General features: G+C 71.5%; 22 protein-coding genes, 2 pseudogenes and 1 riboswitch. Of the genes and pseudogenes, 15 read left to right on the top strand and 9 right to left on the bottom strand.

The window, feature by feature from the left end; genetic code table 11:
* The first annotated feature begins 1 nt into the window (after position 1).
* From ACL02U_RS14545 to ACL02U_RS14535, 3 genes are all read left to right on the top strand, one after another.
* The gene (locus ACL02U_RS14545) at positions 2-1,243 is read left to right on the top strand and encodes a L,D-transpeptidase (protein WP_412791216.1); all 1,242 of its coding nucleotides are present in this window, start codon (positions 2-4) and stop codon (positions 1,241-1,243) included.
* Positions 1,244-1,381: 138 nt separating this feature from the next.
* Positions 1,382-2,629: a L,D-transpeptidase gene (locus ACL02U_RS14540; RefSeq protein ID WP_412791215.1), complete on the top strand. Its 1,248-nt coding sequence runs from the start codon at positions 1,382-1,384 to the stop codon at positions 2,627-2,629.
* A gap of 186 nt (positions 2,630-2,815) precedes the next feature.
* Positions 2,816-3,583: an enoyl-CoA hydratase/isomerase family protein gene (locus ACL02U_RS14535; RefSeq protein WP_412791214.1), complete on the top strand. Its 768-nt coding sequence runs from the start codon at positions 2,816-2,818 to the stop codon at positions 3,581-3,583.
* 407 nt (positions 3,584-3,990) lie between these two features.
* Here ACL02U_RS14535 and ACL02U_RS14530 read toward each other — a convergent pair.
* Positions 3,991-4,131 (bottom strand): annotated as a pseudogene (locus tag ACL02U_RS14530) (CPCC family cysteine-rich protein); the annotation flags it as partial.
* A 375-nt stretch (positions 4,132-4,506) separates the two neighbouring features.
* Between ACL02U_RS14530 and ACL02U_RS14525 the strand changes: the two are divergent.
* The 3 genes from ACL02U_RS14525 to ACL02U_RS14515 all read left to right on the top strand — a co-directional run bounded on the left by ACL02U_RS14525 (position 4,507) and on the right by ACL02U_RS14515 (position 7,410).
* A complete protein-coding gene (locus ACL02U_RS14525) occupies positions 4,507-5,010 on the top strand; it encodes an ATP-binding protein (protein ID WP_412791213.1) in 504 nt (167 codons plus the stop codon).
* Between the two features lie 412 nt (positions 5,011-5,422).
* The gene (locus tag ACL02U_RS14520) at positions 5,423-6,223 is read left to right on the top strand and encodes a polysaccharide deacetylase family protein (RefSeq protein WP_412791212.1); all 801 of its coding nucleotides are present in this window, start codon (positions 5,423-5,425) and stop codon (positions 6,221-6,223) included.
* On the top strand, positions 6,223-7,410 hold the full coding sequence (locus tag ACL02U_RS14515) for a hypothetical protein (protein WP_412791211.1): 1,188 nt from the start codon (positions 6,223-6,225) through the stop codon (positions 7,408-7,410). Before ACL02U_RS14520 ends, ACL02U_RS14515 begins: the two co-directional genes overlap by 1 nt.
* A gap of 87 nt (positions 7,411-7,497) precedes the next feature.
* On the opposite strand, the gene ACL02U_RS14510 is transcribed toward ACL02U_RS14515, so the two are convergent.
* Positions 7,498-8,160, bottom strand: coding sequence for an N-acetyltransferase family protein (locus tag ACL02U_RS14510; RefSeq protein ID WP_412791210.1), 663 nt, complete (start codon positions 8,158-8,160; stop codon positions 7,498-7,500).
* Positions 8,161-8,357: 197 nt separating this feature from the next.
* Here ACL02U_RS14510 and ACL02U_RS14505 point away from each other — a divergent pair, with 197 nt between their 5' ends.
* Positions 8,358-8,570, top strand: a complete 213-nt coding sequence (locus tag ACL02U_RS14505; protein ID WP_412791209.1) for an EF-hand domain-containing protein — start codon at positions 8,358-8,360, stop codon at positions 8,568-8,570.
* A gap of 93 nt (positions 8,571-8,663) precedes the next feature.
* Here ACL02U_RS14505 and ACL02U_RS14500 read toward each other — a convergent pair whose 3' ends face one another.
* The 7 genes and pseudogenes from ACL02U_RS14500 to gcvT form a co-directional block, all read right to left on the bottom strand.
* Positions 8,664-9,404: a class I SAM-dependent DNA methyltransferase gene (locus ACL02U_RS14500; RefSeq protein WP_412791208.1), complete on the bottom strand. Its 741-nt coding sequence runs from the start codon at positions 9,402-9,404 to the stop codon at positions 8,664-8,666.
* A gap of 152 nt (positions 9,405-9,556) precedes the next feature.
* The gene (locus ACL02U_RS14495) at positions 9,557-9,901 is read right to left on the bottom strand and encodes a type II toxin-antitoxin system VapC family toxin (protein WP_412791207.1); all 345 of its coding nucleotides are present in this window, start codon (positions 9,899-9,901) and stop codon (positions 9,557-9,559) included.
* A 247-nt stretch (positions 9,902-10,148) separates the two neighbouring features.
* Positions 10,149-10,211 (bottom strand): annotated as a pseudogene (locus ACL02U_RS14490) (FitA-like ribbon-helix-helix domain-containing protein); the annotation flags it as partial.
* An 84-nt stretch (positions 10,212-10,295) separates the two neighbouring features.
* A complete protein-coding gene (locus tag ACL02U_RS14485) occupies positions 10,296-11,663 on the bottom strand; it encodes an L-serine ammonia-lyase (RefSeq protein ID WP_412791206.1) in 1,368 nt (455 codons plus the stop codon).
* Between the two features lie 58 nt (positions 11,664-11,721).
* Positions 11,722-13,002 (bottom strand): serine hydroxymethyltransferase, encoded by a 1,281-nt coding sequence (gene glyA / locus ACL02U_RS14480; protein WP_412791205.1) that lies wholly within the window; start codon positions 13,000-13,002, stop codon positions 11,722-11,724.
* Between the two features lie 9 nt (positions 13,003-13,011).
* Entirely contained in the window at positions 13,012-13,389 is a 378-nt protein-coding gene (gcvH, locus tag ACL02U_RS14475; RefSeq protein WP_412791204.1) for a glycine cleavage system protein GcvH, read from the bottom strand.
* A 118-nt stretch (positions 13,390-13,507) separates the two neighbouring features.
* The gene (gene gcvT, locus ACL02U_RS14470) at positions 13,508-14,635 is read right to left on the bottom strand and encodes a glycine cleavage system aminomethyltransferase GcvT (protein WP_412791203.1); all 1,128 of its coding nucleotides are present in this window, start codon (positions 14,633-14,635) and stop codon (positions 13,508-13,510) included.
* Between the two features lie 196 nt (positions 14,636-14,831).
* A riboswitch (glycine riboswitch) is annotated at positions 14,832-14,928 on the bottom strand.
* Positions 14,929-15,097: 169 nt separating this feature from the next.
* On the opposite strand from gcvT, the gene ACL02U_RS14465 reads away from it, so the two are divergent.
* The 8 genes from ACL02U_RS14465 (at position 15,098) to ACL02U_RS14430 (ending at position 24,364) form a co-directional block, all read left to right on the top strand.
* Positions 15,098-15,799, top strand: coding sequence for an AAA family ATPase (locus ACL02U_RS14465; RefSeq protein ID WP_412791202.1), 702 nt, complete (start codon positions 15,098-15,100; stop codon positions 15,797-15,799).
* A gap of 110 nt (positions 15,800-15,909) precedes the next feature.
* A complete protein-coding gene (locus tag ACL02U_RS14460) occupies positions 15,910-16,713 on the top strand; it encodes an enhanced serine sensitivity protein SseB (protein WP_412791201.1) in 804 nt (267 codons plus the stop codon).
* 258 nt (positions 16,714-16,971) lie between these two features.
* Complete coding sequence (locus ACL02U_RS14455; protein ID WP_412791200.1) at positions 16,972-17,778, top strand: enhanced serine sensitivity protein SseB C-terminal domain-containing protein; 807 nt, start codon at positions 16,972-16,974, stop codon at positions 17,776-17,778.
* Positions 17,779-18,115: 337 nt separating this feature from the next.
* Entirely contained in the window at positions 18,116-19,123 is a 1,008-nt protein-coding gene (locus ACL02U_RS14450) for an ABC transporter permease (RefSeq protein WP_412791199.1), read from the top strand.
* A 62-nt stretch (positions 19,124-19,185) separates the two neighbouring features.
* Positions 19,186-20,970, top strand: a complete 1,785-nt coding sequence (locus ACL02U_RS14445; RefSeq protein WP_412791198.1) for an ABC transporter substrate-binding protein — start codon at positions 19,186-19,188, stop codon at positions 20,968-20,970.
* A gap of 114 nt (positions 20,971-21,084) precedes the next feature.
* Positions 21,085-22,083: an ABC transporter permease gene (locus tag ACL02U_RS14440; protein ID WP_412791197.1), complete on the top strand. Its 999-nt coding sequence runs from the start codon at positions 21,085-21,087 to the stop codon at positions 22,081-22,083.
* The gene (locus ACL02U_RS14435) at positions 22,080-23,177 is read left to right on the top strand and encodes an ABC transporter ATP-binding protein (protein WP_412791196.1); all 1,098 of its coding nucleotides are present in this window, start codon (positions 22,080-22,082) and stop codon (positions 23,175-23,177) included. The genes ACL02U_RS14440 and ACL02U_RS14435 overlap by 4 nt, the downstream gene beginning before the upstream one ends.
* Positions 23,174-24,364 carry an ABC transporter ATP-binding protein gene (locus ACL02U_RS14430; RefSeq protein WP_412791195.1) on the top strand — a complete coding sequence of 397 codons (1,191 nt, stop codon included), beginning with the start codon at positions 23,174-23,176 and terminating at the stop codon, positions 24,362-24,364. Before ACL02U_RS14435 ends, ACL02U_RS14430 begins: the two co-directional genes overlap by 4 nt.
* Positions 24,365-24,382 lie beyond the last annotated feature (18 nt).

Raw genomic sequence — 24,382 nt, 5'->3', positions numbered from 1 at the left:
CATGAGGTACGGACACGGGCGCGCGCGGCGCGCGGCGGCCGCCCTGGCGGCTGCTCTGACATGGGCGGGAGTGTTCACCGGGGCCGCGGGCTGCACCCCCGGCGGCGACGGCGGAACGGGCGGTGCGTTCGGCAAACCCGCCGCCCGCGAGGACTCCATCCGGGTCACTCCGCGAGACGGCAGCAAGGGCGTGCGCCCGGACCGGCCGCTGCGCGTCGAGGTGCCCGACGGGCGCCTGGAGTCGGTGAAGGTGGTCAGGAGCCAGGACGCGCAGGAGTCCCCGGTGCCCGGCCGCGTCTCCGCCGACGGCCGGAGCTGGCGTCCCGACGCGCACCGGCTCGCCCTGGCCGCCGCCTACACGGTGGACGTCGTGGCGGTGGACGGACGCGGCAGGCGCTCCGCCCGCCACACCACCTTCACCACCTCCGTGCCGGCCCGGCGGTTCGTGGCGTACGCGGTCCCGGAGAACCGCTCCACCGTCGGCACCGGAATGATCGTCTCCCTGGAGTTCAGCCGCGGGATCGCAGACCGTGCCGCCGTCGAACGTGCCGTGCGGGTCACCGCCGAGCCTGCCGTCGAGATCCGCCCCCACTGGTTCGGCCGGACCCGCCTGGACTTCCGCCCCGAGCACTACTGGCGGCCCGGCACCGAGGTCACCGTCGCCCTGCACCTGAGGGACGTCCAGGGGGCGCCCGGTGTCTACGGGCTGCAGGACAGGACGTTCTCCTTCACCGTGGGCCGCAGCCAGGTGTCCCGCGTCGACGCCGCCCGGCACACCATGGAGGTGCGGCGGGACGGGGAGCTGCTGGCCACCGTCCCCGTCACGGCCGGGGCCCCGAAGACCACCACTTACAACGGGAAGATGGTGGTGATGGAGATGCTGGAGGTCACCCGGATGAACGGCGCGACCGTCGGTTTCACCAAGCCCGACGGGAAGGGCGAGTACGACATCCCCGACGTGCCGCACGCCATGCGCCTGACCACCTCCGGCACGTTCCTGCACGGCAACTACTGGGCGGAGGACGTCTTCGGCCGGGTCAACACCAGCCACGGCTGCATCGGGCTGCGGGACGTCAAGGGCGGCGGCTCGGACACCCCCGCGGGCTGGTTCTTCGACCGCAGCCTCGTCGGGGACGTCGTCGAGGTGGTCCACAGCAAGGACCGCGAGGTCGCCCCGGACAACGGCCTCGGGGGCTGGAACATGGGCTGGCGGGAGTGGAGGGCGGGCAGCGCCGCCAAGTGATCCGGCCGGCCGCGGCTTTGGGACCGAACGGTGACAGTTCCGCGGCCGGGAACCTCCTGACCATCTGGTTAATATGCGCCGAGCGCGGGGGAAGCGCTGCTGCACACGGGCCCGCAAGGGCCGGGGGAGGGGAATCACATGGAGCACGTGCGACCGATACCGGGGGCGTCGGTTGGCGCATCCGCGCGGGGGCGCAGGAGGCTGTCCGCGGCGATCGTCGGAGCGATGCTGCTGGCCGTGACGGCGTGCGGCGGGGGCGGCGGCACCGGCGCCGCCGCAAACGGTGGGGAGAAGGTCGACTCGACCGCGGCACCGGCCAGCAAGCAGTCCGAGGCCGTCGTCGGCATCGCGCCCGAGGACGGTGCCACCGCCGTCGACACCAGCGGCGCTCTGAAGATAACCGCCGCCCGGGGGAAGCTGACCGAGGTGGCGGTCAAGGACGACGACGGGCATCCGGTCGACGGGGCGATATCCGCGGACGGCAGTCGCTGGACGCCCGCCGGCCACCTGGCGGCGTCGACCGAGTACCACGTGCACGCGGTCGCCAAGGACTCCGCGGGCCGCACGGCCGCAGAGGACTCCGCCTTCACCACACTGACGCCGAAGCACACCTTCATCGGCACCTTCACGCCCGAGGACGGCTCCACGGTCGGCGTCGGCATGCCGTTCTCGCTGCACTTCAGCCGGGGCATCACGCACCCCGAGGACGTCGAGAGGGCCATCACCGTCACGACCGAGCCGTCCGTGGACGTCGAGGGCCACTGGTTCGGCAACGACCGCCTCGACTTCCGTCCCGAGAAGTACTGGCAGTCCGGCACCAAGGTCACCGTCCGGCTCGACCTGGACGGCGTCGAGGGCCGCCCCGGCGTCTACGGCAAGCAGGCCAAGACGGTCTCCTTCACCATCGGCCGCAACCAGGTCTCCGTCGTGGACGCCTCCACCCACATGATGAAGGTCATGCAGGACGGCAAGGTCGTCAAGACCATCCCGGTGAGCACCGGCAAGCCCGGATACGACACCTGGAACGGCCAGATGGTCATCAGCCAGAAGCTGAAGGTGACCCGCATGAACAGCCAGACCGTCGGCCTCGGCAGCGAGTACGACATCAAGGACGTACCGCACGCCATGCGCCTCACCGGATCCGGCACCTTCATCCACGGCAACTACTGGGGCGCCGGCGCCTTCGGCAACTACAACTCCAGCCACGGCTGCGTCGGACTGCGCGACGTGCGCGGCGGCTACGACCCGAACGTGCCGGCCGCCTGGTTCTTCAACCACTCGATGATCGGCGACGTGGTCGTGGTGAAGAAGTCCCACGAGCGGACCGTGGACCCCGGCAACGGACTCAACGGCTGGAACATGTCCTGGGAGAAGTGGAAGGCCTGACCCCGGCGCGACGGCGACGGCGCGACGGCGACGGCACAACGGCGACGGCGCGAGGGCACGAGGAGCAAAGGACGCTGGGCGGACGGCCCCGGTGCGGCACGCACCGGGGCCGTCCGGCGTCCGCGCCGCACGAGTGTGAGGGACGGCACCGGATCAGCCTCCGTTAGTCGGCGTTAACCTGCTGGCATGACCGTGAGACTCGAAGTCGCGGACGGCGTCGGCACGCTGCGCCTGGACCGCCCGCCCATGAACGCCCTGGACATCGCCACCCAGGACCGGCTGAAGGAACTCGCCGAGGAGGCCACGCGCCGCGAGGACGTGCGCGCGGTGGTGGTCTACGGCGGCGAGAAGGTGTTCGCGGCGGGCGCGGACATCAAGGAGATGCAGGCGATGGACCACACCGCGATGGTCCTGCGGGCCCGCGGTCTGCAGGACGCCTTCACCGCCGTGGCCCGCATCCCCAAGCCGGTGGTGGCGGCCGTCACCGGCTATGCGCTCGGCGGCGGCTGCGAACTGGCCCTGTGCGCCGACTACCGCATCGCCGCCGAGGGCGCGAAGCTGGGCCAGCCGGAGATCCTGCTCGGTCTGATCCCGGGGGCCGGCGGCACCCAGCGCCTGGCCCGCCTGATCGGCCCGTCCAAGGCGAAGGACCTCATCTTCACCGGCCGCATGGTCAAGGCGGACGAGGCGCTCGCCATGGGGCTGGTGGACCGCACGGTGCCGGCCGCCGAGGTGTACGAGCAGGCGCACGCCTGGGCGGCGAGGCTGGCCCAGGGTCCGGCGCTCGCGCTGCGGGCGGCGAAGGAGTCGATCGACACCGGCCTGGAGACGGACATCGACACCGGCCTCGCGGTGGAACGCAACTGGTTCGCGGGCCTGTTCGCCACCGAGGACCGCGAGCGCGGGATGCGGAGCTTCGTGGAGGAGGGGCCCGGCAAGGCGAAGTTCCGCTGAAACGTCTCATACGTTCCGCGAAAGGCCGTCCGAGCTGAGGCGAAGCAGGTCGGGCGGCCTTCGTGCCCCGCACGGAGTCCGCAAGCGCGGCGTCGGGCCGCAGCCGGCGAGCGGCCGCGAACGACCGCCTTCCGCGGACCTCACCCAGCCGCGGTCAGGCGGCTGCGGCTACGGCCGGGTCCAGCCGTTGGCGAACTCGCGGTCGAGGTCCGTCCAGCGGCGCTGCTCGGCGGGGGTGCGGCTGGGGTAGCCGAGGCGCCCCACGCCCTTGACCCACTCGTCCCGGAGGCCGTCGGGCTCCGTGAAGCGGTCGGCGTGGCGGGTGCCGAGGACGTCGTCGCCGGCGGGGCTTCCGGGGCTTGCGGCAGGGACCAGGTGCGGGACTCTTCGACCAGGTGCTGCCGGGCCTCGATCAGGGAGACCTTGTGTGCGCCGCCGGGCATGCTCGGCCAGCGGAACCGGGCCCCGCCGTCCTCCCGGAGGCACACGGGGCAGAGCTCGTGGGACCCGGGCACGGCGCCGAGCACGTGGTGCCCGCGGCAGCACAGGGTGGCGGTTGCTCACCTGCGCAGTCTCGTTGCAGGTCCCGTCGGTGCGCTACGGATTTCTCTGTGTCGCGGTACCCGGCCGGACCGCGGTCGCTCCGCTGAAACTCTGCCGAACCACTTGCAATTGACGCGGTGTCTGACCCGCGTCCCCCGATGGGGCGGTTTATGGCAGCCTTAACGCAGCCTTAAGGCCATCTTGTCGCGGGGGACCGTCGATTGCCTCCGGCCGAGCCGTCGTCGCAGTTCAGCGAGGTCAACAGGGCTTCCGAACTGCCATTGGCATATGCCTGGGGGTTCTCTTCCCGTAGGTGCGCCCAGGGGGCGTATTCCCCGGGAACGCCTCCGCGAGGCGCCTCGGGCGGCCATCATGGGGGCATGGCGGGGCTGGAGGGCATTGAACAGCCGCGGGGACAGGGCCGTGCCGCTGCGGCGCGCTGGTCGCCTGCGGTGGAGGACGAACAGGCTCTGAGAGCCCTGGAGTTGTTCGGAAACCCGACGGAGCGGGAAGTCCCGCTGCCCTCCCGCCCGGAGTCGGCCGCCGCCGCCCGGCGGCTCGTCCAGGTGATCGTCCTGCGCCAGTGGGCACTGACGCCGAAGATGACGGAGGACGCCGTCCTGCTCGTCTCCGAACTCGTCGGCAACGCCGTCCGGCACACCGGCGCCCGGGTGTTCGGTCTGCGCATGCGCCGCCGCCGGGGCTGGATCCGCGTCGAGGTCCGCGACCCCTCCCGGGGCCTGCCCTGCCTGATGCCGGTCCAGGAACTCGACATCAGCGGCCGCGGTCTCTTCCTGGTCGACAAACTGGCCGACCGCTGGGGCGTGGACCTGCTGCCCCGAGGCAAGACCACCTGGTTCGAGATGAGGACGGGGGACCGCTGACCCGTCCCCGGGACACCGGTCCGGCCGGTCCGGCCGGCGGCGCGGACGCCCCGGCCGGGGGCCGGACACCTCCACCCGCCCGTCGGCCCCCGAGCCTCCGCGGCGACCTCGTCCCCGCCACCGTTCGCCCCTCCACCGGGTCCCGGTCCCTTCACCGGCTCCCGGTCCCTCACCCGCTTTCGGTCGCTTCTCCACCGCCTCCCGCGCCGAGGCCCGGAGGACTGCCGCAGGGTGACGCCCGAGGTTCCTTCGGGGAACGATGCCCCGAGCCCTCCCCGGCGTGACGCCCGAGGGGCCGCCGAGGGTGACGCCCGAGGCCGCCGCGGGGCACCGCACGAGGGCCTTCCCGCGCCGACGCCCGCCCACCCGCCGCCCGGGTGAATCGCCGGTTTTTGCCCGTACCGCCTCTTAAATGGTGCGGGTGACCGCAACCGACCGCCGCACGGCCCTGCGCACCGGCGCCGGCCTCCTCACCGGGGCCGCCCTGACCGCCGGATGCGCCCCCACCGGTGCCGTCGCCCGCTCCACACCGACCCCGCCCCCCACCGACCCGGGCGCCCCCACCACCCCGGCGACCCGGACACCCGCGCCCGCACCCCGCCCCTACAGCGGGGCGCCCGCCCAGATCACCCACGGCCCCCGCGGCCGCTCCCGCGTCGCCCTCACCTTCCACGGCCAGGGCGATCCCGCCACCGCCCGCACCCTGCTCACCGAGGCCGAACGCCGCGGCGCCCGGGTCACGGTGCTCGCCGTGGGCGCCTGGCTGGACGACCACCCGGAACTGGCCCGCCGCATCCTCGACGGCGGCCACGACCTCGGCAACCACACCCAGCGCCATCTCGCCGTCAACACGATGGCCGAACCCGCCGCCCGCGCCGAGATCACCGCCTGCGCCGACCGCCTGCGCAGACTCACCGGATCGATCGGCACCTGGTTCCGCCCCTCCCGGGCGGCCCGCGCTACGCCGCTGGTCGAGCGCCTGGCCCGGGAGGCGGGCTATCCGCACGTGCTCTCCTACGACCTCGACTCCCTCGACTACACCGACCCCGGCGCCGACGCCGTCACCCGCACCGTCCTCGGCCAGGTCCGGGGCGGATCCGTGGTCAGCCTGCACTTCGGCCACCCGGACACGGTCGCCGCGCTCCCCGCCGTACTCGACGAACTCGACCGCCGCGGGCTGCGCGCGGTCACCACCACGGAGCTGCTCAGCTGATGCACCCTCTCACCCGCACCCCCCGCCTGCTGCTCACCGCCACCCTCCTCCTCGCCGGCGCCGCCCTCGCCGCCTGCGGCACCGAGACCGGCGGCGGGCGGACCGCCGAGACCTCCACGGCCGCCGCGCCCGCCCCCGCGAAGAAGCAGGCCGTCGACGGCCTGCCCGGAATGCCGCCCGTCCTCGACCCGAACGACGTCTACGCCGCCGACCGCCCCGACAAGCTCTCCCCGGTCGTCAAGGACTTCCCCTCACGGGTCTACGTCCCCAACACCCAGTCCGACACCGTCAGCGTCATCGACCCCGCGACGTACAAGGTGATCGAGACCATCCCGGTCGGCCGGCAGCCGCAGCACGTCGTCCCCTCCTGGGACCTCAAGACCCTCTGGGTCAACAACGACAAGGGCAACACCCTCACCCCGATCGACCCGAGCACCGGCAAGGCGGGCCCCACCGTCGACGTCCACGACCCGTACAACCTCTACTTCACCCCGAACGGCAAGTACGCGGTGGTGATGGCCTCCCTCGACCGCGAACTCGTCTTCCGGGACGCGCACACCATGAAGCGGGTCAAGACCGTCCCGGTCAGCTGCTACGGCGTCAACCACGCCGACTTCTCCCGCGACGGCCGCTACTTCATCGTCTCCTGCGAGTTCAGCGGCGAACTCCTCAAGGTCGACACGGAGCAGATGAAGGTCGTCGGCCAGCAGAAGCTCCCCGTCGAGGGCGCCAAGCCACAGGACGTCAAGGTCTCACCCGACGGCAAACGGTTCTACATCGCCGACATGGTGGCCGACGGGCTGTGGATCCTCGACGGCGACACCTTCGCCACCCCCTCCTTCCTGCCCACCGGCAAGGGCGCCCACGGCCTCTACATCAGTCGCGACTCGCGCGTGATGTACGTGTCCAACCGGGGCGAGGGCAGCATCTCGATCTTCAACTTCGCCCAGCACAAGGTCACGGACAAGTGGCACCTGCCCGACGGCGGCAGCCCCGACATGGGCGGCGTCTCGGCGGACGGCAAGGTGCTCTGGCTGTCCGGGCGCTACGACTCCGAGGTGTACGCCATCGACACCCGAACCGGGAAGCAGCTCGCCCGCATCAAGGTCGGCCGGGGCCCGCACGGCCTGGCCGTCTACCCGCAGCCCGGCCGGTACTCGCTCGGCCACACCGGCATCTTCCGCTGACCGCGACGGGCCCGAGGTGCGGTCGGCTCAGGCACCGCCGCCCCCGCCGCGGCCCGCTCGCCGGGTTCGCGGCACCGGCCGCCCCCATCACCCACCACGAGGCGAGGGGCCGACCAGCAGCGCCTCCGAGCCCACCGGCCGGTAGCCGGCCGCCTGGAACGCCCGCAGGCTGCGGGCGTTCCCCGCCGAGACCTGGGCCCACACCGGCTCCCCGCCGGCGAGCTGCCGGGCCGCCGTCGCCAGCGCCCGCCCGAGCCCCCGGTGCCGCGCCCCCTCGTCCACCTCCACCGCGACCTCCAGCCGCCCGGCGACCCCGCGCCCCAGCACGAGCACCCCGCCGTCCGCCGACCACACCCGCACGTCCTCGCGCCGCAGCCGGGCGCGGACCACCCGGGGATGCTCCGGATGCCGCAGCTCGGTCAGCGCGACGCTCGGTGCACCGGGCAGTGCGGCGCCCACCGCCAGCACGTCGACGGTGTCCGTGACCCGCCCGGTCCGCTCCAGCAGGGCGGAGAGGAACCGCGGGTTCATGGTCGCGGCGAGCGCGTCGCAGTCCAGCGAGGCCAGCGTGGCGTGCACCCACCGCGGGTCCTCGTCCGTGAACACGACGGAGTGGGCCGTGAAGGCGATCACCCCCGCGTCCCGCCGGCCTGGCTGCGGCACCACCGTCGTCCCGCCGTCCGCGGGCGGGAAGACCCCCCGGGCCGCCGCCTCCAGAATGCCCCTCAGGTCCTGCCCGGTCCGCCCCACCCCGACCCCCTCGCGCCTCCTCGGCCCCTACCGCCGGAACGCCCAGCCTTGCAGACGCCGGCGCCGGCCGCACGGCACCCCCGCCCCACGGGTGGCCGGGGGTGGGCGCCGCACGGGAGGCAGGTCCAGGCCGTTAACCTGACCAGCGGCACAACGCCATCACCACACGTACAACGCAACGCAAGAGGGGCGGACCGGTGGCCAACATCGAGGAAGCACGCAAGCAGTTCGAGCGGATCGACGCGGACGGCGACGGTTTCATCACCGCCGCCGAGTTCAAGTCCGCCCTCGCTCAGGGGGGCGACTGGAACGTCACCGAGACCGTCGCCGAGGCCCTCATCGCCCAGCGCGACCTCAACGGCGACAAGGTCCTGTCCTTCGACGAGTTCTGGACCTACCTGAACAGGTGACGCGCACGGCAGGGGGCGCCGCCGGACTCCCGGCGGCGCCCTCCGCGTCTTCCGGGCCCGCCGCACCCCGCCCACCCCGTGGGGCGCGCGACCTCAGACCGGCTTGCGCCACACCGAGACGTGCTTGGCGGAGTCCTGGGTGAACGGCGCCCCGTCCCAGTCCGCGACGCGGCGTTCCGGCTCGAGCCCGGCGATCCGCGCCATCAGGTCGAGCTCGGCCGGCCAGGCGTACCGGTGACGGGAACTGCCGCGCCGGTAGCGGCCGTCGTCGCCGTCGCGGGTGAGGTGGTGCGAGACGAGCACCTGCTCCACCAGGTCGAAGGTGTCGAAGCCGAGATGCCGTTCGGAGACGTCGAACGGCACCGCGACCTGACCGGGCGGCAGGAACCGCAGCGGCGGGACGTTCAGCTCGATGACGAACCGGCCACCGGGCTCCAGATGGCGTGCCGCGTTGCGGAAGCACTCGACCTGCTCTTCCTGCGTGAGCAGGTTCGTGATGGTGTTGTAGACGAGATAGACCAGGCTGAACCGGCCGGGGACGACGGTGGTCGCCATGTCGCCGACGGCCACCGGGAGCGTGGCCTCGTCGACCTTGCGCCGCAGCACCGCCACCATGTGCGGGGACAGTTCGACGCCCGCCACGGGGACGCCGCGTGCCCGCAGCGGGACGGCCACCCGTCCGGTTCCGACGGCGAACTCCAGCGCCCGGCCGTTCCCGGCGAGCGCGGCGAGGAAGTCCAGGGTCGGTCCGAGGACGGCGGCCGAGGACATCCCGGTCTCCTCGGCGTCGTACCGGTCGGCGTTCGCGCGGGTCCACAGCTCACTGCTCGTCACGGTCGTTCACTGTGCCGGTCGCCCTGGCGCACTGTCGACGCGTTTTCCGGCGCCCCGTGGACGCCGCGACGCCCGCGATCCCGCACGCTCGAAGCGCCGGTACCCGAGCGGGGAGCGGCTCGTGGATCTCCTGCGTGCCGGTGCCGCCGAGGTCAGGTGCCGGGTGCGTCGAAGGTCTCGATCGCGCAGCGTGCAGCTCCGCTGCGCTCGATCCTGGCGTCGCTGGTGATCAGCGGAACCGCGAGGCTCTCGGCCAGGGCCACGTAATGCGCCTCGTGGACGGAGGGGTTGTTCGACAGTGCGCGCACGCGCCGCCACAGGACCGCCGTGGGGTGCAGGTCGAGAGCGAGGGCCTGGTAGTCGGTGATCGCCTTCACGGCCTCCTTCTCGGTGATCTTCGGCTTGCTGCCTCGCCGGCCGCGGGCCAGCCCGAAGGCGGGCGAGGTGATCTCGTAGTCCAGAAGGCCCGGCGCTGCGAGAGTGTCGGCGCGGCTCACCCGCTCGCGGATCGCGGTGCCGGTCCTGCCGTGGTCGAGGAGGAACTGTACGAGGCTGGAGCAGTCAATGACGATCAGCGCCGGTCCCGCCCGTCCTCGACGGCGTCGAGGACGTCGGTCGTACTGAGCGCGGTGCGGGTCTCACGCTCCAGGCGGGCTGCCATCTCCGCCAGGGTGGGCTTGGCTTGGCGGCTTCCCGGGAGAGGAGTTCCAGGGCGTACGCCTGGAGCGACTTGCCCGCCTGTGCGGCGCGGATCCTCAGGGCGCTGACCGTGTCGTCCGGGACGTCCCGGATCGTGATCGCCGGCATGCCGGCGTTTTGGCGGCAGTGCAGGTGATATGCAGCGACAGGTGGCGCACGAAAACACCAACGCGCTGCTCAGGGCCCGTTCCCTCAGCACTCGATGATGTTCACCGCGAGCCCGCCCCGCGCCGTCTCCTTGTACTTGACGCTCATGTCGGCGCCGGTGTCCTTCATGGTCTTGATGACCTTGTCCAGCGAGACCTTGTGCGAGCCGTCGCCGCGCATCGCCATGCGGGCCGCGGTGACCGCCTTGACCGCGGCCATGCCGTTGCGCTCGATGCACGGGATCTGCACCAGACCGCCGACCGGGTCGCAGGTGAGGCCGAGATTGTGCTCCATGCCGATCTCGGCGGCGTTCTCCACCTGCTCCGGGGAGCCGCCGAACACCTCGGCCAGCGCGCCGGCCGCCATCGAGCAGGCCGAGCCGACCTCGCCCTGGCAGCCGACCTCGGCGCCGGAGATGGACGCGTTCTCCTTGAACAGCATGCCGATCGCGCCGGCCGCCAGCAGGAAGCGGACCACGCCCTCCTCGTCGGCGCCGGGCACGAAGTCCGTGTAGTAGTGCAGGACCGCGGGGATGATGCCCGCCGCGCCGTTCGTCGGAGCGGTCACCACCCGGCCGCCGGCCGCGTTCTCCTCGTTGACCGCCATCGCGTACAGCGTGATCCACTCCATGGCGCGGGCCAGCGGGTCGCCCTCCGCGCGCAGTTGCCGGGCGGTGACCGCGGCCCGGCGGCGGACCTTCAGGCCGCCCGGCAGGATGCCCTCGCGGGACAGGCCGCGCCGCACGCAGGCCTGCATGACGTGCCAGATCTCCAGCAGGCCCGCGCGGATCTCCTCCTCCGTGCGCCAGGCGCGCTCGTTCTCCAGCATCAGCGCGGAGATCGACAGGCCGGTCTCGCGCGTCAGGCGCAGCAGCTCGTCACCCGTGCGGAAGGGGTACTTGAGCACGGTGTCGTCGAGTTTGATCCGGTCCGCACCGACCGCGTCCTCGTCGACGACGAAACCGCCGCCCACCGAGTAGTACGTCTTGGACAGCAGTTCCGTGCCGTCCGCGCCGTGGGCCCGCAGCGTCATACCGTTCGCGTGGTACGGCAGTGCCTGCCGGCGGTGCAGGACCAGGTCGTCGTCGTAGGCGAACGGGATCTCGTGCTCGCCGAGCAGCCGCAGGCGCCCGGTGTCGCGGATCGCCGCCACCCGCTCGTCGGCCGTCTCCACGTCCACCGTGCGCGGGGAGTCGCCCTCCAGGCCCAGCAGCACCGCCTTGGGGGTGCCGTGCCCGTGGCCGGTTGCGCCCAGGGAGCCGTACAGCTCGGAGCGGACCGAGGCGACGGAGGGCAGCAGGCCCTCGTTGCGAAGCCGCCGGGCGAACATCCGGGCGGCGCGCATCGGGCCGACCGTGTGGGAGCTGGACGGGCCGATGCCGATCGAGAACAGGTCGAAGACCGAGATCGCCACGGTCACACCTCCTTGCGGGGGTGGGGCACCCGGCCGGCGGCCGGGTGCCCCACGGGGCTTACTTGGTCAGACCCGGGTACAGCGGGTGCTTGTCGGCGAGCGCGCCGACGCGGGCCCTGAGCGCCCGGGCCTCGGTCTCCCCGAAGGGCGAGGGGGCCTTGAGCGTCTCCGCGATCACGTCGGCGACCTCGGCGAAGTCCTCCGCGGTGAAGCCGCGGGTGGCCAGCGCCGGGGTGCCGATCCGCAGGCCCGAGGTCACCATCGGCGGACGCGGGTCGTCGGGGACGGCGTTGCGGTTGACCGTGATGCCGACCTCGTGGAGCCGGTCCTCGGCCTGCTGCCCGTCCAGCTCGGACGCGCGCAGGTCCACCAGGACCAGGTGCACGTCCGTGCCGCCGGAGAGCACGTTCACACCGGCCGCGCGGGCGTCGGCGGCGGTCAGCCGCTCGGCGAGGGTCCGCGCCCCCTCCACGGTACGACGCTGGCGCTCCTTGAACTCCTCGGAGGCGGCGATCTTGAAGGAGACCGCCTTGGCCGCGATCACGTGCTCCAGGGGGCCGCCCTGGAAGCCCGGGAAGACCGAGGAGTTCAGCTTCTTCGCGAACTGCTTCCGGGCCAGGATGATGCCGCCGCGCGGACCGCCCAGAGTCTTGTGCGTGGTGGAGGTGACCACGTCCGCGAAGGGCACCGGGTTGGGGTGCAGGCCCGCCGCGACCAGTCCGGCGAAGTGCGCCATGTCCACCCACAGGTGGGCCTCGACCTCGTCCGCGATCCGGCGGAACGCCGCGAAGTCGAGCTGCCGGGGGTACGCCGACCAGCCGGCGATGATCACCTTCGGGCGGTGCTCCTTGGCGAGCCGCTCCAGCTCGGCCATGTCGACCAGGCCGGTCGCGGGGTCCACGTGGTAGGCGACCACGTCGAACTGCCTGCCCGAGAAGTTCAGCCGCATGCCGTGGGTCAGGTGGCCGCCGTGCGCCAGGTCCAGGCCGAGGATCGTGTCGCCGGGCTGGGCCAGCGCGAACAGGGCCGCCTGGTTGGCGGAGGCGCCCGAGTGCGGCTGCACGTTCGCGTACTCGGCGCCGAACAGCTCCTTCACCCGGTCGACGGCGATCTGCTCGGTGACGTCGACGTGCTCGCAGCCGCCGTAGTAGCGGCGGCCGGGGTAGCCCTCGGCGTACTTGTTGGTGAGGACCGAGCCCTGTGCCTCCATCACCGCGAGCGGCGCGAAGTTCTCGGAGGCGATCATCTCCAGGGTGGACTGCTGGCGGCGCAGCTCGGCGTCGACGGAGGCGGCGACCTCCGGGTCGAGCTCGTGCAGGGGCGTGTTCAGAACGGTCATCGAGGGTCCTCAGCCGGCGGTGAAAGCGTCGTACTCGTCAGCGGAGAGCAGTTCCTGCGGCTCCTCCGTGACCCGGATCCGGAACAGCCAGCCGCCCTCGAAGGGGGCGGTGTTCACCAGCGAGGGGTCGCTCACCACGTCCTCGTTGATCTCGGTGACCTCACCGGAGACGGGGGAGTAGAGGTCGGACACCGACTTGGTGGACTCCAGCTCGCCGCAGCTCTCGCCCGCGGCGACGGTGGTCCCGACGTCCGGGAGCTGGACGAAGACGACGTCGCCGAGCGCGTTGGCGGCGTGCTCGGTGATACCGATCGTCGACACGCCGTCCTCGGCGGCCGACAGCCACTCGTGCTCCTTGCTGTAGCGCAGCTGCTGGGGGTTGCTCATGACTGGATTCTCCTGTACGCGGGGGAGTGCTGGTGAACGGTGGGACCGCGCGGACGCGGTGGGCGGCGCCGATGTGCCGGACGTCACCCGACGTCGCGGCGGCCGGGCCGCGGCGGCGTCACTTCCGCCGCTTGTAGAACGGCAGCGTCACGATCTCGTACGGCTCATGGGTACCGCGAATGTCCACGCCGACGCCCTCGGTGCCCGGCGCCGCGTGCGCCGCGTCGACGTAGGCCATGGCGATCGGCTTGCCCAGGGTGGGCGACGGGGCACCGGAGGTGACCTCGCCGATCACCGCGCCGTCGGCCACCACGGGGTACCCGGCGCGCGGCACCCGCCGGCCCTCGGCGACCAGGCCCACCAGGACCCGCGGCGGCTTGGACGCGGCGCGCTCGGCGGCCGCGGCCAGCGCCTCGCGCCCCACGAAGTCGCCCTCCTTCTCGAACTTCACGACCCGGCCGAGGCCGGCGTCGAAGGGCGTGAGCTGCGCCGTCAGTTCGTTCCCGTACAGCGGCATGCCCGCCTCCAGGCGCAGCGTGTCCCGGCAGGACAGCCCGCACGGCACCAGCCCGGCGGCCTCCCCCGCCTCGGTCAGCGCCCGCCACAACTCCACCGCGTGCTCCGGCTTCACGAACAGCTCGAAACCGTCCTCGCCGGTGTAGCCGGTACGGGCGATCAGCGCGGGGACGCCGGCGACGGTGCCGGGCAGGCCCGCGTAGTACTTGAGGCCGGACAGGTCGGCGTCGGTGAGGGCGGCGAGGATGCCGGGGGACTCGGGGCCCTGGACGGCGAGCAGCGCGTAGGCGTCGCGGTCGTCGCGGACCTCCGCGTCGAAGCCGGCGGCGCGCTCGGTCAGCGCGTCCAGCACCACCTGCGCGTTGGAGGCGTTGGCGACGACCAGGTACTCGGTCTCGGCCAGCCGGTAGACGATCAGGTCGTCCAGGATGCCGCCGTCGGCCTGGCAGATCATGGTGTAGCGGGCGCGGCCCGCCCGCACGGCGCCGATGTTGCCGACGAGGGCGTGGTCCAGCAGGGCGGCGGCCTGCGGGCCGGTCACGGTGATCTCGCCCATGTGCGACAGGTCGAACAGGCCGGCCTTGGTGCGCACGGCGAGGTGCTCCTCGCGCTCGGAGCCGTAGCGGAGGGGCATGTCCCAGCCGGCGAAGTCGGTCATCGTCGCGCCGAGCGAGCGGTGCACGGCGTCCAGCGCCGTGTGGCGGAGCGGATGGGATGCGGAACTGCTCATCGGTCGGTCGTCTCCCAGGGGCAGCGGGGACCCCCGCGCGGGCTGATGCCGGGCGTGGGGGCGGGCGAGGTCTTCCTCCCCATCTGTCATCGGAACCTGAGAGGTTCGCCATGACCACCTGGGGCGGTTCTGGCTTGCACCTTGGGTGGAGCCTCCGCCGTCCCGGGGGACGCGGCGGCCCGCTTTTCAGATGTGCCTCGCCCGCGCGGTAACGGGGCCTGAGAGATTCAAGGGAGGGACTTGCTCCTTCGGCGCCCCAGCCCTACGGCTGGGAACTCTCCCGCGCGGATTCAAACGGCCGGTATGCAGTTGGCGCGCACATCATTGCATGCCCGCCCCCGATCACGGCAGACCGGATCCGTAACCGGTCTGTGGCGGTACGCGCACACAACCGCAAGACCTCGGCATTACCTTCTCTTTACGGTCGACGGGGACCACACCCACCTGGCCCAGGGGAGGACGATGACGGTGAACAGGACCACGGTGTACGCGACGGCGTCGGGCGCCGCGCTGCCCCGGCAGCCCGCACGCCCCTCCCGGGAGTCCCCGGCGGCCCCGGAGCGCTGCGGTGCGGGGGCCGGCCGTCCGCGTCCCGTCCTCCGCGACCTCCGACGGCGCCGCGGCCGCGGACCGCACTCCCTGCTGTTCGGCATCCGGGACCTGGTGGTGGTCACGGGCCTGCCCGGAAGCGGCAAGTCGACGCTGATGAGCCGGACCGCCCGCGGGGTCCGCATCGACTCCCAGGACACCCGCGAGCGGTGGGAGGCCCGTATGCCCGGGTTCCTGCCGTACGCCCTCTACCGCCCCCTGGTCCGCCTCGCGCACTACGCCGGGCTGCGACGCGCCCTGCGCACCGGCGAGGGCGTGATCGTGCACGACTGCGGCACCCAGCCCTGGGTGCGGCGCTGGCTGGCCCGTGCTGCCCGGCGCCGCGGCGGCACCCTGCACCTGCTGGTGCTCGACGTCGCCCCGGGCACCGCCCTGGCGGGCCAGCGCGAGCGCGGCCGCGACGTCTCCCGCTACGCCTTCCTCCGCCACCGCCGGGCGGCGGCCCGGCTGCTGCGCGCGGTGGAACGCGGCGAGGTGCCCGCCGGCTGCGACTCGGCGGTGCTGCTCGACCGGGAGTCGGCGGGCGCGGTCCGGCACATCGGGTTCGCCGGTTGAACGCGGTGAACGCGGTGAATGCGGTGATCGCGGCGAGCGGGCCGGGTGCGGACCCGTACCCGCTAGCCTGTGCAGCCACGACAGCGGTTCTCGGCAGGCGGTACAGACAGATGGACTTCCCGGCGGACCTTCCCGCGGACTTCCCGGAGCAGACCCACCCCCATCCCCACGGCGGATGGCCCGGCAACGAGTTGGAGGAGGTGCTGTCCGCCTCCCTCGGGGTCCCCTCGGCGGGGGCCCGCATCCTCGAGGTGCTCGGCCGCAGCCTCGTCTGGGTGCCCCTGCCCGGCGGCGGCGGACCCGACAGCGGCTCCCTGGACCTGCCCACCACCGAGCTCGACGGACAGGCGTACGTGCCCGTGTTCAGCTCCGAGGAGCAGTTCCGGCTGACCGCCGGCGCCCACCTGCCGTACACCGTCGCCCCCGCGGTCGAGTTCGCCCGCGGGCTGCCCGCGCAGGTCGGCATCGCGGTGAACCCGGGCGGCGTGGTCGGCGTTCCGCTGCCCCCGGAAGCGGTGGCCGAGCTGTGCCGGTCCGGCCTGACCCCGCTGGACGGGCCCGCGGGCGGGGGCCGGGTGCGGCTCTCGGAGCCGGACTGGCAGCACGATCCGGTCGACTTCCTCTCCGCGGCCTCGGCCGAGTTCGAGGCGACCGGTGCCGTGCGTACCGCCCGCCGCTGCCTGGCCGTCGTGGAGACGGACGAGCCGGTGCTGTTCATCGGCGTCGAACTCTCCTCCTGGGAGGACGATCTGCGGCAGGCACCCCTGGACGCCCTCGGCCGTGCCCTGGGCCGGGCGCCGGCGCCCTGGCCGGTCCACCTGGTCCTGCTGGAGGCGGCGCAGGACCCGGTGGCGGACTGGATGCGGGAACAGGTCCGGCCGTTCTACCGGCAGGACGCCCAGGGCGGTTTGTGACAGCGGCCCGGGGCCGTCCGCGCCGGAGGCGCCGGGCCGCCGCCGGGTGGCGGCCCGGCGCCGGCGCCCGGCGGCGGCCGGGCAGCCGGGCGGGGCCCCGCCCGCCCGCGGCGCTGCCGGATGGTCGGCCACCCGCGGTCCGTTCCGCCGGACACGCCCCGCCGGAAAGTCCCCGAGCCGTGGACGGCTCTCCCGGGGGTGCCGCTTAACCTGGTTACATGGCGCGGTCGAGACACCATACGAAGGGGCGGTAGAAACGTGAGCGCGAGCGGTACCGCCGCGGCCGGGCAGATCGAGCACATGCTGCACCAGGTCACCCCCGGACGCTATGACGCCTACGAGGCGCTGCTGCGCGCGCTCGCCGCCCCGTCCTCCGGCCAGGTCTGGATGCTCCTGTGGCACGGCCAGGCGGGCTCCCCGGACGCCCAGTACGGGAGCATGGAGGTCGAGGGGCACCGCTACGCACCGTGCGTGACCTCCGCCCAGGAGCTCTCCGCCAGCGGCTGGAACCGCTCGTACGAGGTCGTGGACGGCGTCGACGCCGCCCGGTCGCTCTACCCCGACCACTACGGTCTCTGGCTCAATCCGCACGCCCCCGGCGGCGGTGTCGGTGTGCCCTGGCCCGATCTGCGCAGGATCGCGACGGGCCTGGAGCGTCAGCCCGCCGGTCCGCTCCGGGTGACCGAGCCGGGCGTGGAGGTTCCGCAGTTCTACGCCCTGCTCGCGCAGAACGCCCACCGCACTCCGGCCGTCCGCTCGTTGCGCCGCGCCTGGGTGCAACCGGTGCTGGGTGCACCGTACCTGGCGATCGGCCTGGAGGTGTACGACACCTCGCCGCCCGCGGTGGACGCGGTGCGGGCGATGATGCAGCAGTCGATCGGTGCGGTGCCGGACGGGCTGCCGGTGTCCACGGTGGCGATGTCGGACGCGCACGATCCGGTCGTGATGTGGCTGCGGGCCAACGCCCGGCCGTTCTACGACCGCGAGGCCCACGCGGGGATTCCCGACCGGGCTCCGGCCGGCTCCGAGAGCGGCTATCCGCCGCCGGCGGCGGGGCCCTACTGACGGCTTTCCGGAACCGACGGCCACCGGGCCGGTCGGCGTGAGTCAGGGTGGCCGAGAGTCGATCTTCGCGCGTAGATGAGGGCAGAAAGCGACCCTCTGTCCTGTTTGGCGGAACTTGTCATCGTCCGACCCTCGTTACCCAACGTCCGGATAACGGAACCCCTCAGACAGCATCACGTTTACGCATCCTTTCACCTCCAAGTCTGGCAACAGATCGCCAAACCATTGAAGACTCCCGCAGCAGGGGCGTTTTCGCCCTTGTGTACGACGGACTGATTACGCCGCTACAGCGGCAAGTGCGGGCCGGCTACAGCCGGTTGAGAGGGGTCCCTGCCAGATGACGGCACCATTGCACGAGCCGACCGCGGAAGCGGGCCCGAGCGCGGCCGACGAAGCGACGGTTGACACCGCCGACGCGAAGGCCGTCCAGGGCCGCTCCCTGGGCCGGATCGCCTGGGAGCGCCTGAAGCGGGACAAGCTCGCCCTGACGGGCGGCGTCGTCGTGCTCGTCCTCATCGCGATATCCCTGCTCGCCCCGGTGATCGCGCACCTGGTCGGCCAGCAGCCGAACGCCTACCACGAGGACCTGATCGACCCGCTGTTCTCCACCCCCAAGGGCTCCCTGGGCGGCATGAGCGGCGACCACCTGCTCGGCGTGGAACCGGTCAACGGCCGCGACGTCTTCGCCCGCATCGTCTACGGCGCCCGGGTCTCGCTCCTCGTCGGCTTCATGTCGGCCGTGGTGGCGGTGGTGCTCGGCACCGTGCTCGGCGTCCTCGCCGGCTACTTCGGCGGCTGGCTCGACGCCCTGATCAGCCGGGTCATGGACGGCCTGCTGGCCTTCCCCCAGCTGCTGTTCATCATCGCCCTCGTCTCGGTCATGCCGGACGACCTGCTGGGCCTGAGCGGCACCGGAGTCCGCCTGTTCGTCATGATCCTGGTGATCGGCTTCTTCGGCTGGCCCTACATCGGCCGCGTGGTGCGCGGCCAGACGCTCTCCCTGCGCGAGCGCGAGTACGTCGAGGCGGCCCGCTCCCTGGGGGCGGGGCGGGTGTACATCCTGTTCAAGGAGCTGCTGCCCAACCTCGTCGCGCCCATCATCGTGTACACGACGATGATGATCCCGACCAACATCCTCACCGAGGCGGCACTCAGCTTCCTTGGCGTGGGCGTGAAGCCCCCCACGGCCTCGTGGGGGCACATGCTCTCCACCGCGGTGGACTACTACGACTCGGACCCGATGTTCATGATCGTCCCTGGCGTGGCCATCTTCATCACCGTGCTCTCCTTCAACCTCTTCGGCGACGGCGTCCGCGACGCCCTCGACCCGAAGGGTTCCCGCTGAACTGCCGTACCCCCAGGGCCCGCGCCGGCACGGGCCGCTCTCTACACGGAGGATCCGAGAACGTGACTACCCAACGCACCACAGGGCGCCGCAAGCAGGCCGCGGCCGCAGCTGCCGTGGTCGCGGCGCTGCTGAGCACGGCGGCGTGCGGCGGCGGCGGCAACGACGACAACAGCAGCGGCAAGGGCGGCGCCCCGGGCTTCAACGCCGCGAACAACAAGGTCGCCAACGCCTCGTCGAAGAAGGGCGGCGAGCTGAAGTTCGCCACCACCCAGGACGCCGACTTCTGGGACACCACCCGCGGCTACTACGGCTTCGCGTGGAACTTCATGCGCTACTACAGCCGCCAGCTGGTGACCTACAACACCGCGCCGGGCGCCAAGGGCACCGAGCTGGTCCCGGACCTGGCCACCGGCATGGCGAAGGTCTCCGACGACGGCAAGACCTACACGTACACCCTGCGCGACGGGATCACGTGGCAGGACGGCAAGCCGATCACGTCCAAGGACATCAAGTACGGCATCGAGCGCCAGTGGGCGCAGGACGTCCTGTCCGGCGGCCCGGTCTACGTCAAGGACACCCTGGACCCGGACGGCAAGTACCCGGGCCCGTACAAGGACAAGGACCCCAACCACCTGGGTCTGACGGCGATCGACACGCCTGACGACAAGACGATCGTCTTCCACCTGCCGCAGGCCAACAGCGACTTCGAGCAGATGCTCGCGATGCCGTCGTCCTCCCCGGTGCGCCAGGACAAGGACACCAAGTCCAAGTACACGCTGAACCCCTTCTCCAGCGGCCCGTACAAGTTCGAGTCCTACACGCCGAACAAGAAGCTGACCCTGGTCCGCAACGACCAGTGGAAGAAGTCCTCGGACCCGGTCCGCAAGGCGCTGCCGGACAAGATCTCCATCTCGTACTTCACCAACGCCAACGACATGGACCAGCGCCTGCTCAACGGCGACTACGACCTGGACATCGGCCAGACCGGCCTGTCGCCGCAGGCCCGCCAGCAGGCCCTGAAGAAGTACAAGGGCAACCTGGACAACCCGGTCTCCGGCTACCTCCGCTACGCGGTCTTCCCGCAGAGCGTGAAGCCGTTCGACAACATCCACTGCCGCAAGGCCGTGGAGTACGGCGCCGACCACGTCTCCCTGCAGACCGCGCGCGGCGGCCCCATGGCCGGCGGTGAGATCGGCACCAACATGCTGCCGCCGTCGATCCCGGGCGGCGAGGGCCAGAAGTACGACCCGTACGGCATGGCCGGCGCGAACAAGAACGGCAATGTCGCCAAGGCCAAGGAAGAGCTGAAGGCCTGCGGCAAGCCGAACGGCTTCAAGACCACCATCGCGGTCCGCAACAACAAGCAGGTCGAGGTGGCCACCGCGCAGTCCCTGCAGGCCTCGCTGAAGAAGATCGGCATCGACGCCGAGATCGACCAGTACGACGGCTCGCAGACCTCCGGCATCATCGGCAGCCCCTCCAACGTGGAGAAGAAGGGCTACGGCATCATCATCATGGGCTGGGGTCCGGACTTCCCGACCGTCCAGGGCTTCGGTCTGCCGCTGTGGGACAGCAAGTACATCCTGCAGAGCGGTAACAACAACTACGCCCTGATCAAGGACAAGTCCATCGACGGGCTGTTCGACTCCTACGTCAAGGAGCTGGACAACTCGAAGAAGACCGAGATCGCCACGGAGATCAACCACAAGGTCATGGAGGGCGCGTACTACCTGCCCTTCACCTTCGAGAAGTTCATCAACTGGCGCTCCACCCGTCTGACCAACGCCTACACGTCCGACGCGTACAACGGCATGGTCGACTTCGTCAACCTGGGCGTGAAGTAATCCCGTCCGGCGCACCCGCCATACGGCTCGAAAGGCAGGTGAAGGCCGGGGCAGCGTGACCGCGGGCCACCGGAAGACCTCCGGTGGCCCCGGTCCGCGGCCGGGCCGAGAGCAGTGCTCGCTTACCTCATCAGGCGGCTCATCGCCGCCGCAGTGTTGCTGGTGGCCATCGTCGTGGTGGTCTTCGGCATCTTCTTCCTCATCCCCAAGTGGGCCGGGGTCGACATCGCGTCGAACTTCGTCGGCAAGCAGGCCGACCCCGCGGCCCTCGAGGCGGTCCGGGAGAAGCTGGGACTGGGCGATCCGATCTTCGTCCAGGTCTGGGAGTTCTTCAAAGGCATCTTCGTCGGCCGCACCTACGCGTCCGGCGGCGACGTGACGCACTGCGCCGCGCCGTGCTTCGGATACTCCTTCCGCAGCGAGCAGGCCGTCTGGCCGGTGCTCACCGACCGCTTCCCGGTGACCCTGGGACTCGCGCTCGGTGCCGCCGTGCTGTGGCTGCTGTTCGGTGTCGCGGCGGGCGTGCTCTCCGCCCTGAAGCGCGGCTCGCTGTGGGACCGGGCCTCGATGGTCGTCGCCCTCAGCGGCGTCTCGCTCCCGATCTACTTCACCGGCCTGCTGTCGCTGGCGGTGTTCTACTACGGCCTCGGCTGGATCGACGCCACGTACACACCACTCGCGGACGGGTTCGGCAGTTGGTTCCAGAGCATGCTGCTGCCCTGGATCACCCTCGCCTTCCTCTACGCCGCGATGTACGCCCGGATCACCCGCGCCACCATGCTGGAGATCATGGGTGAGGACTACATCCGCACCGCCCGCGCCAAGGGTCTGCGGGAGCCGGTCGTCATCGGCAAGCACGCCATGCGCTCCACCATGACGCCGATCCTCACCATGCTCGGCATCGACCTCGGCGCCCTCATCGGCGGCGCGATCCTCACCGAGTCCACCTTCAGCCTGCCCGGCCTCGGCCAGGCCGTGCTGCAGGCGATCCGCAACCATGACCTGCCCATCATCCTGGGCGTCACGATGATCACCTCGCTCGCGGTGATCATTGCCAACCTCGTGGTGGACATCCTGTACGCCGTGATCGACCCCCGAGTGAGGCTCGCATGACCGACCTCAGCAAGACCGGAGCGGCCGTGGGAGAGCCCACCGCAGCCTCGCCGACCCCGAACGCCTTCCTGGAAGTGCGGGACCTGAAGGTCCACTTCCCGACCGACGACGGACTGGTCAAGTCCGTCGACGGGCTCAGCTTCCAGCTGGAGAAGGGCAAGACCCTCGGTATCGTCGGCGAGTCGGGATCCGGCAAGTCGGTGACCTCGCTCGGCATCATGGGCCTGCACACCGCCGGCCAGTACGGCAAGCGCAAGGCGCAGATATCCGGCGAGATCTGGCTGAACGGCACCGAACTGCTGTCGGCCGACCCGGACCAGGTCCGCAGGCTGCGCGGCCGCGAGATGGCGATGATCTTCCAGGACCCGCTGTCCGCGCTGCACCCGTACTACACGATCGGCCACCAGATCGTGGAGGCCTACCGGGTCCACCACGACGTCGACAAGAAGACCGCCCGCAGGCGGGCGATCGAGATGCTCGACCGGGTCGGCATCCCCCAGCCCGACAAGCGGGTGGACAGCTACCCGCACGAGTTCTCCGGCGGTATGCGGCAGCGCGCCATGATCGCGATGTCGCTGGTCAACAACCCCGAACTGCTCATCGCGGACGAGCCGACCACCGCCCTGGACGTCACCGTCCAGGCGCAGATCCTCGACCTCATCCGCGACCTGCAGCAGGAGTTCGGCTCCGCGGTCATCATCATCACCCACGACCTCGGCGTCGTCGCCGAACTCGCCGACGACCTGCTGGTGATGTACGGCGGTCGCTGCGTCGAGCGCGGCCCCGCCGAGAAGGTGTTCTACGAGCCCCGGCACCCCTACACCTGGGGACTGCTCGGCTCGATGCCGCGCCTGGACCGGGACCAGCAGGACCGGCTCACCCCGGTCAAGGGCTCCCCGCCCTCGCTGATCAACATCCCGTCCGGCTGCGCCTTCCACCCGCGTTGCCCGTACGCCGACATCCCCAAGGACGACGTCACCCGCACGGTCCGCCCCGAGCTGACCGAGATCGGCAGCAAGCACTGGGCGGCATGCCACCTGAGCAGGGAGCAGCGGGAGCGTATCTGGACCGAAGAGATTGCGCCGAAGCTGTGAGCGAGAACTCCAAGGACACGGCTGTGACCACGCCCGCGAAGAGCGAGGGCGCCGCACCCGGCCAGGACGCCGACCGTGACGTCCTGCTGAAGGTGACGGGGCTGCAGAAGCACTTCCCGATCAAGAAGGGCCTGCTCCAGCGGCAGGTCGGCGCGGTGCACGCGGTCGACGGCATCGACTTCGAGGTCCGCCGGGGCGAGACCCTGGGCGTCGTGGGCGAGTCGGGCTGCGGCAAGTCGACGATGGGCCGGCTGATCACCCGGCTGCTGGAACCGACCGCCGGAAACGTCGAGTTCGAGGGCAAGGACATCACGCACCTCGGCGTGGGCGGCATGCGCCCGCTGCGCCGCGACGTGCAGATGATCTTCCAGGACCCGTACTCCTCGCTGAACCCGCGCCACACGATCGGCACGATCGTCGGCGCCCCCTTCAGGCTGCAGGGCGTCGAGCCCGAGGGCGGCATCAAGAAGGAGGTCCAGCGGCTGCTGTCGGTGGTCGGCCTCAACCCCGAGCACTACAACCGCTACCCGCACGAGTTCTCCGGCGGCCAGCGCCAGCGCATCGGTATCGCCCGCGCGCTCGCGCTCAAGCCGAAGCTGGTGGTCGCGGACGAGCCGGTCTCCGCGCTGGACGTGTCGATCCAGGCCCAGGTGGTGAACCTGCTGGACGACCTCCAGGAGGAGCTCGGGCTGACGTACGTGATCATCGCGCACGACCTGTCGGTCGTCCGGCACGTCTCGGACCGGATCGCGGTGATGTACCTGGGCAAGATCGTGGAGATGGCCGACCGCGAGCAGCTCTACAAGTCGCCGACGCACCCGTACACCAAGGCCCTGCTGTCCGCGGTGCCGATCCCGGACCCGAAGCGCCGGAACACCAAGAGCGAACGCATCCTGCTCCAGGGGGACGTGCCCTCGCCCATCTCCCCGCCGAGCGGCTGCCGCTTCCACACCCGGTGCTGGAAGGCCACGGAGATCTGCCGGACGACCGAGCCGCCGCTCCTCGAGCTGCGTCCCGGCCAGCAGACGGCCTGCCACCACCCGGAGAACTTCGAGGACCAGCAGCCGCAGGACACCGTCCTGCTGACCGCGGCCGAGAAGAAGGAGGCGCCCGCGCCGGACGCGCCCGTCGAGGAGAAAGCCGGCGAGTCGCCGGAGGCGCCCGCCGAGGAGAACGAGGGCGAGTAGCCCCCGCATGTCCCGCGA

The organism is Streptomyces sp. MS06, from assembly GCF_047200655.1.
Classification (GTDB): Bacteria; Actinomycetota; Actinomycetes; order Streptomycetales; family Streptomycetaceae; genus Streptomyces.
This window is presented reverse-complemented; position numbering and strand designations above follow the sequence as displayed.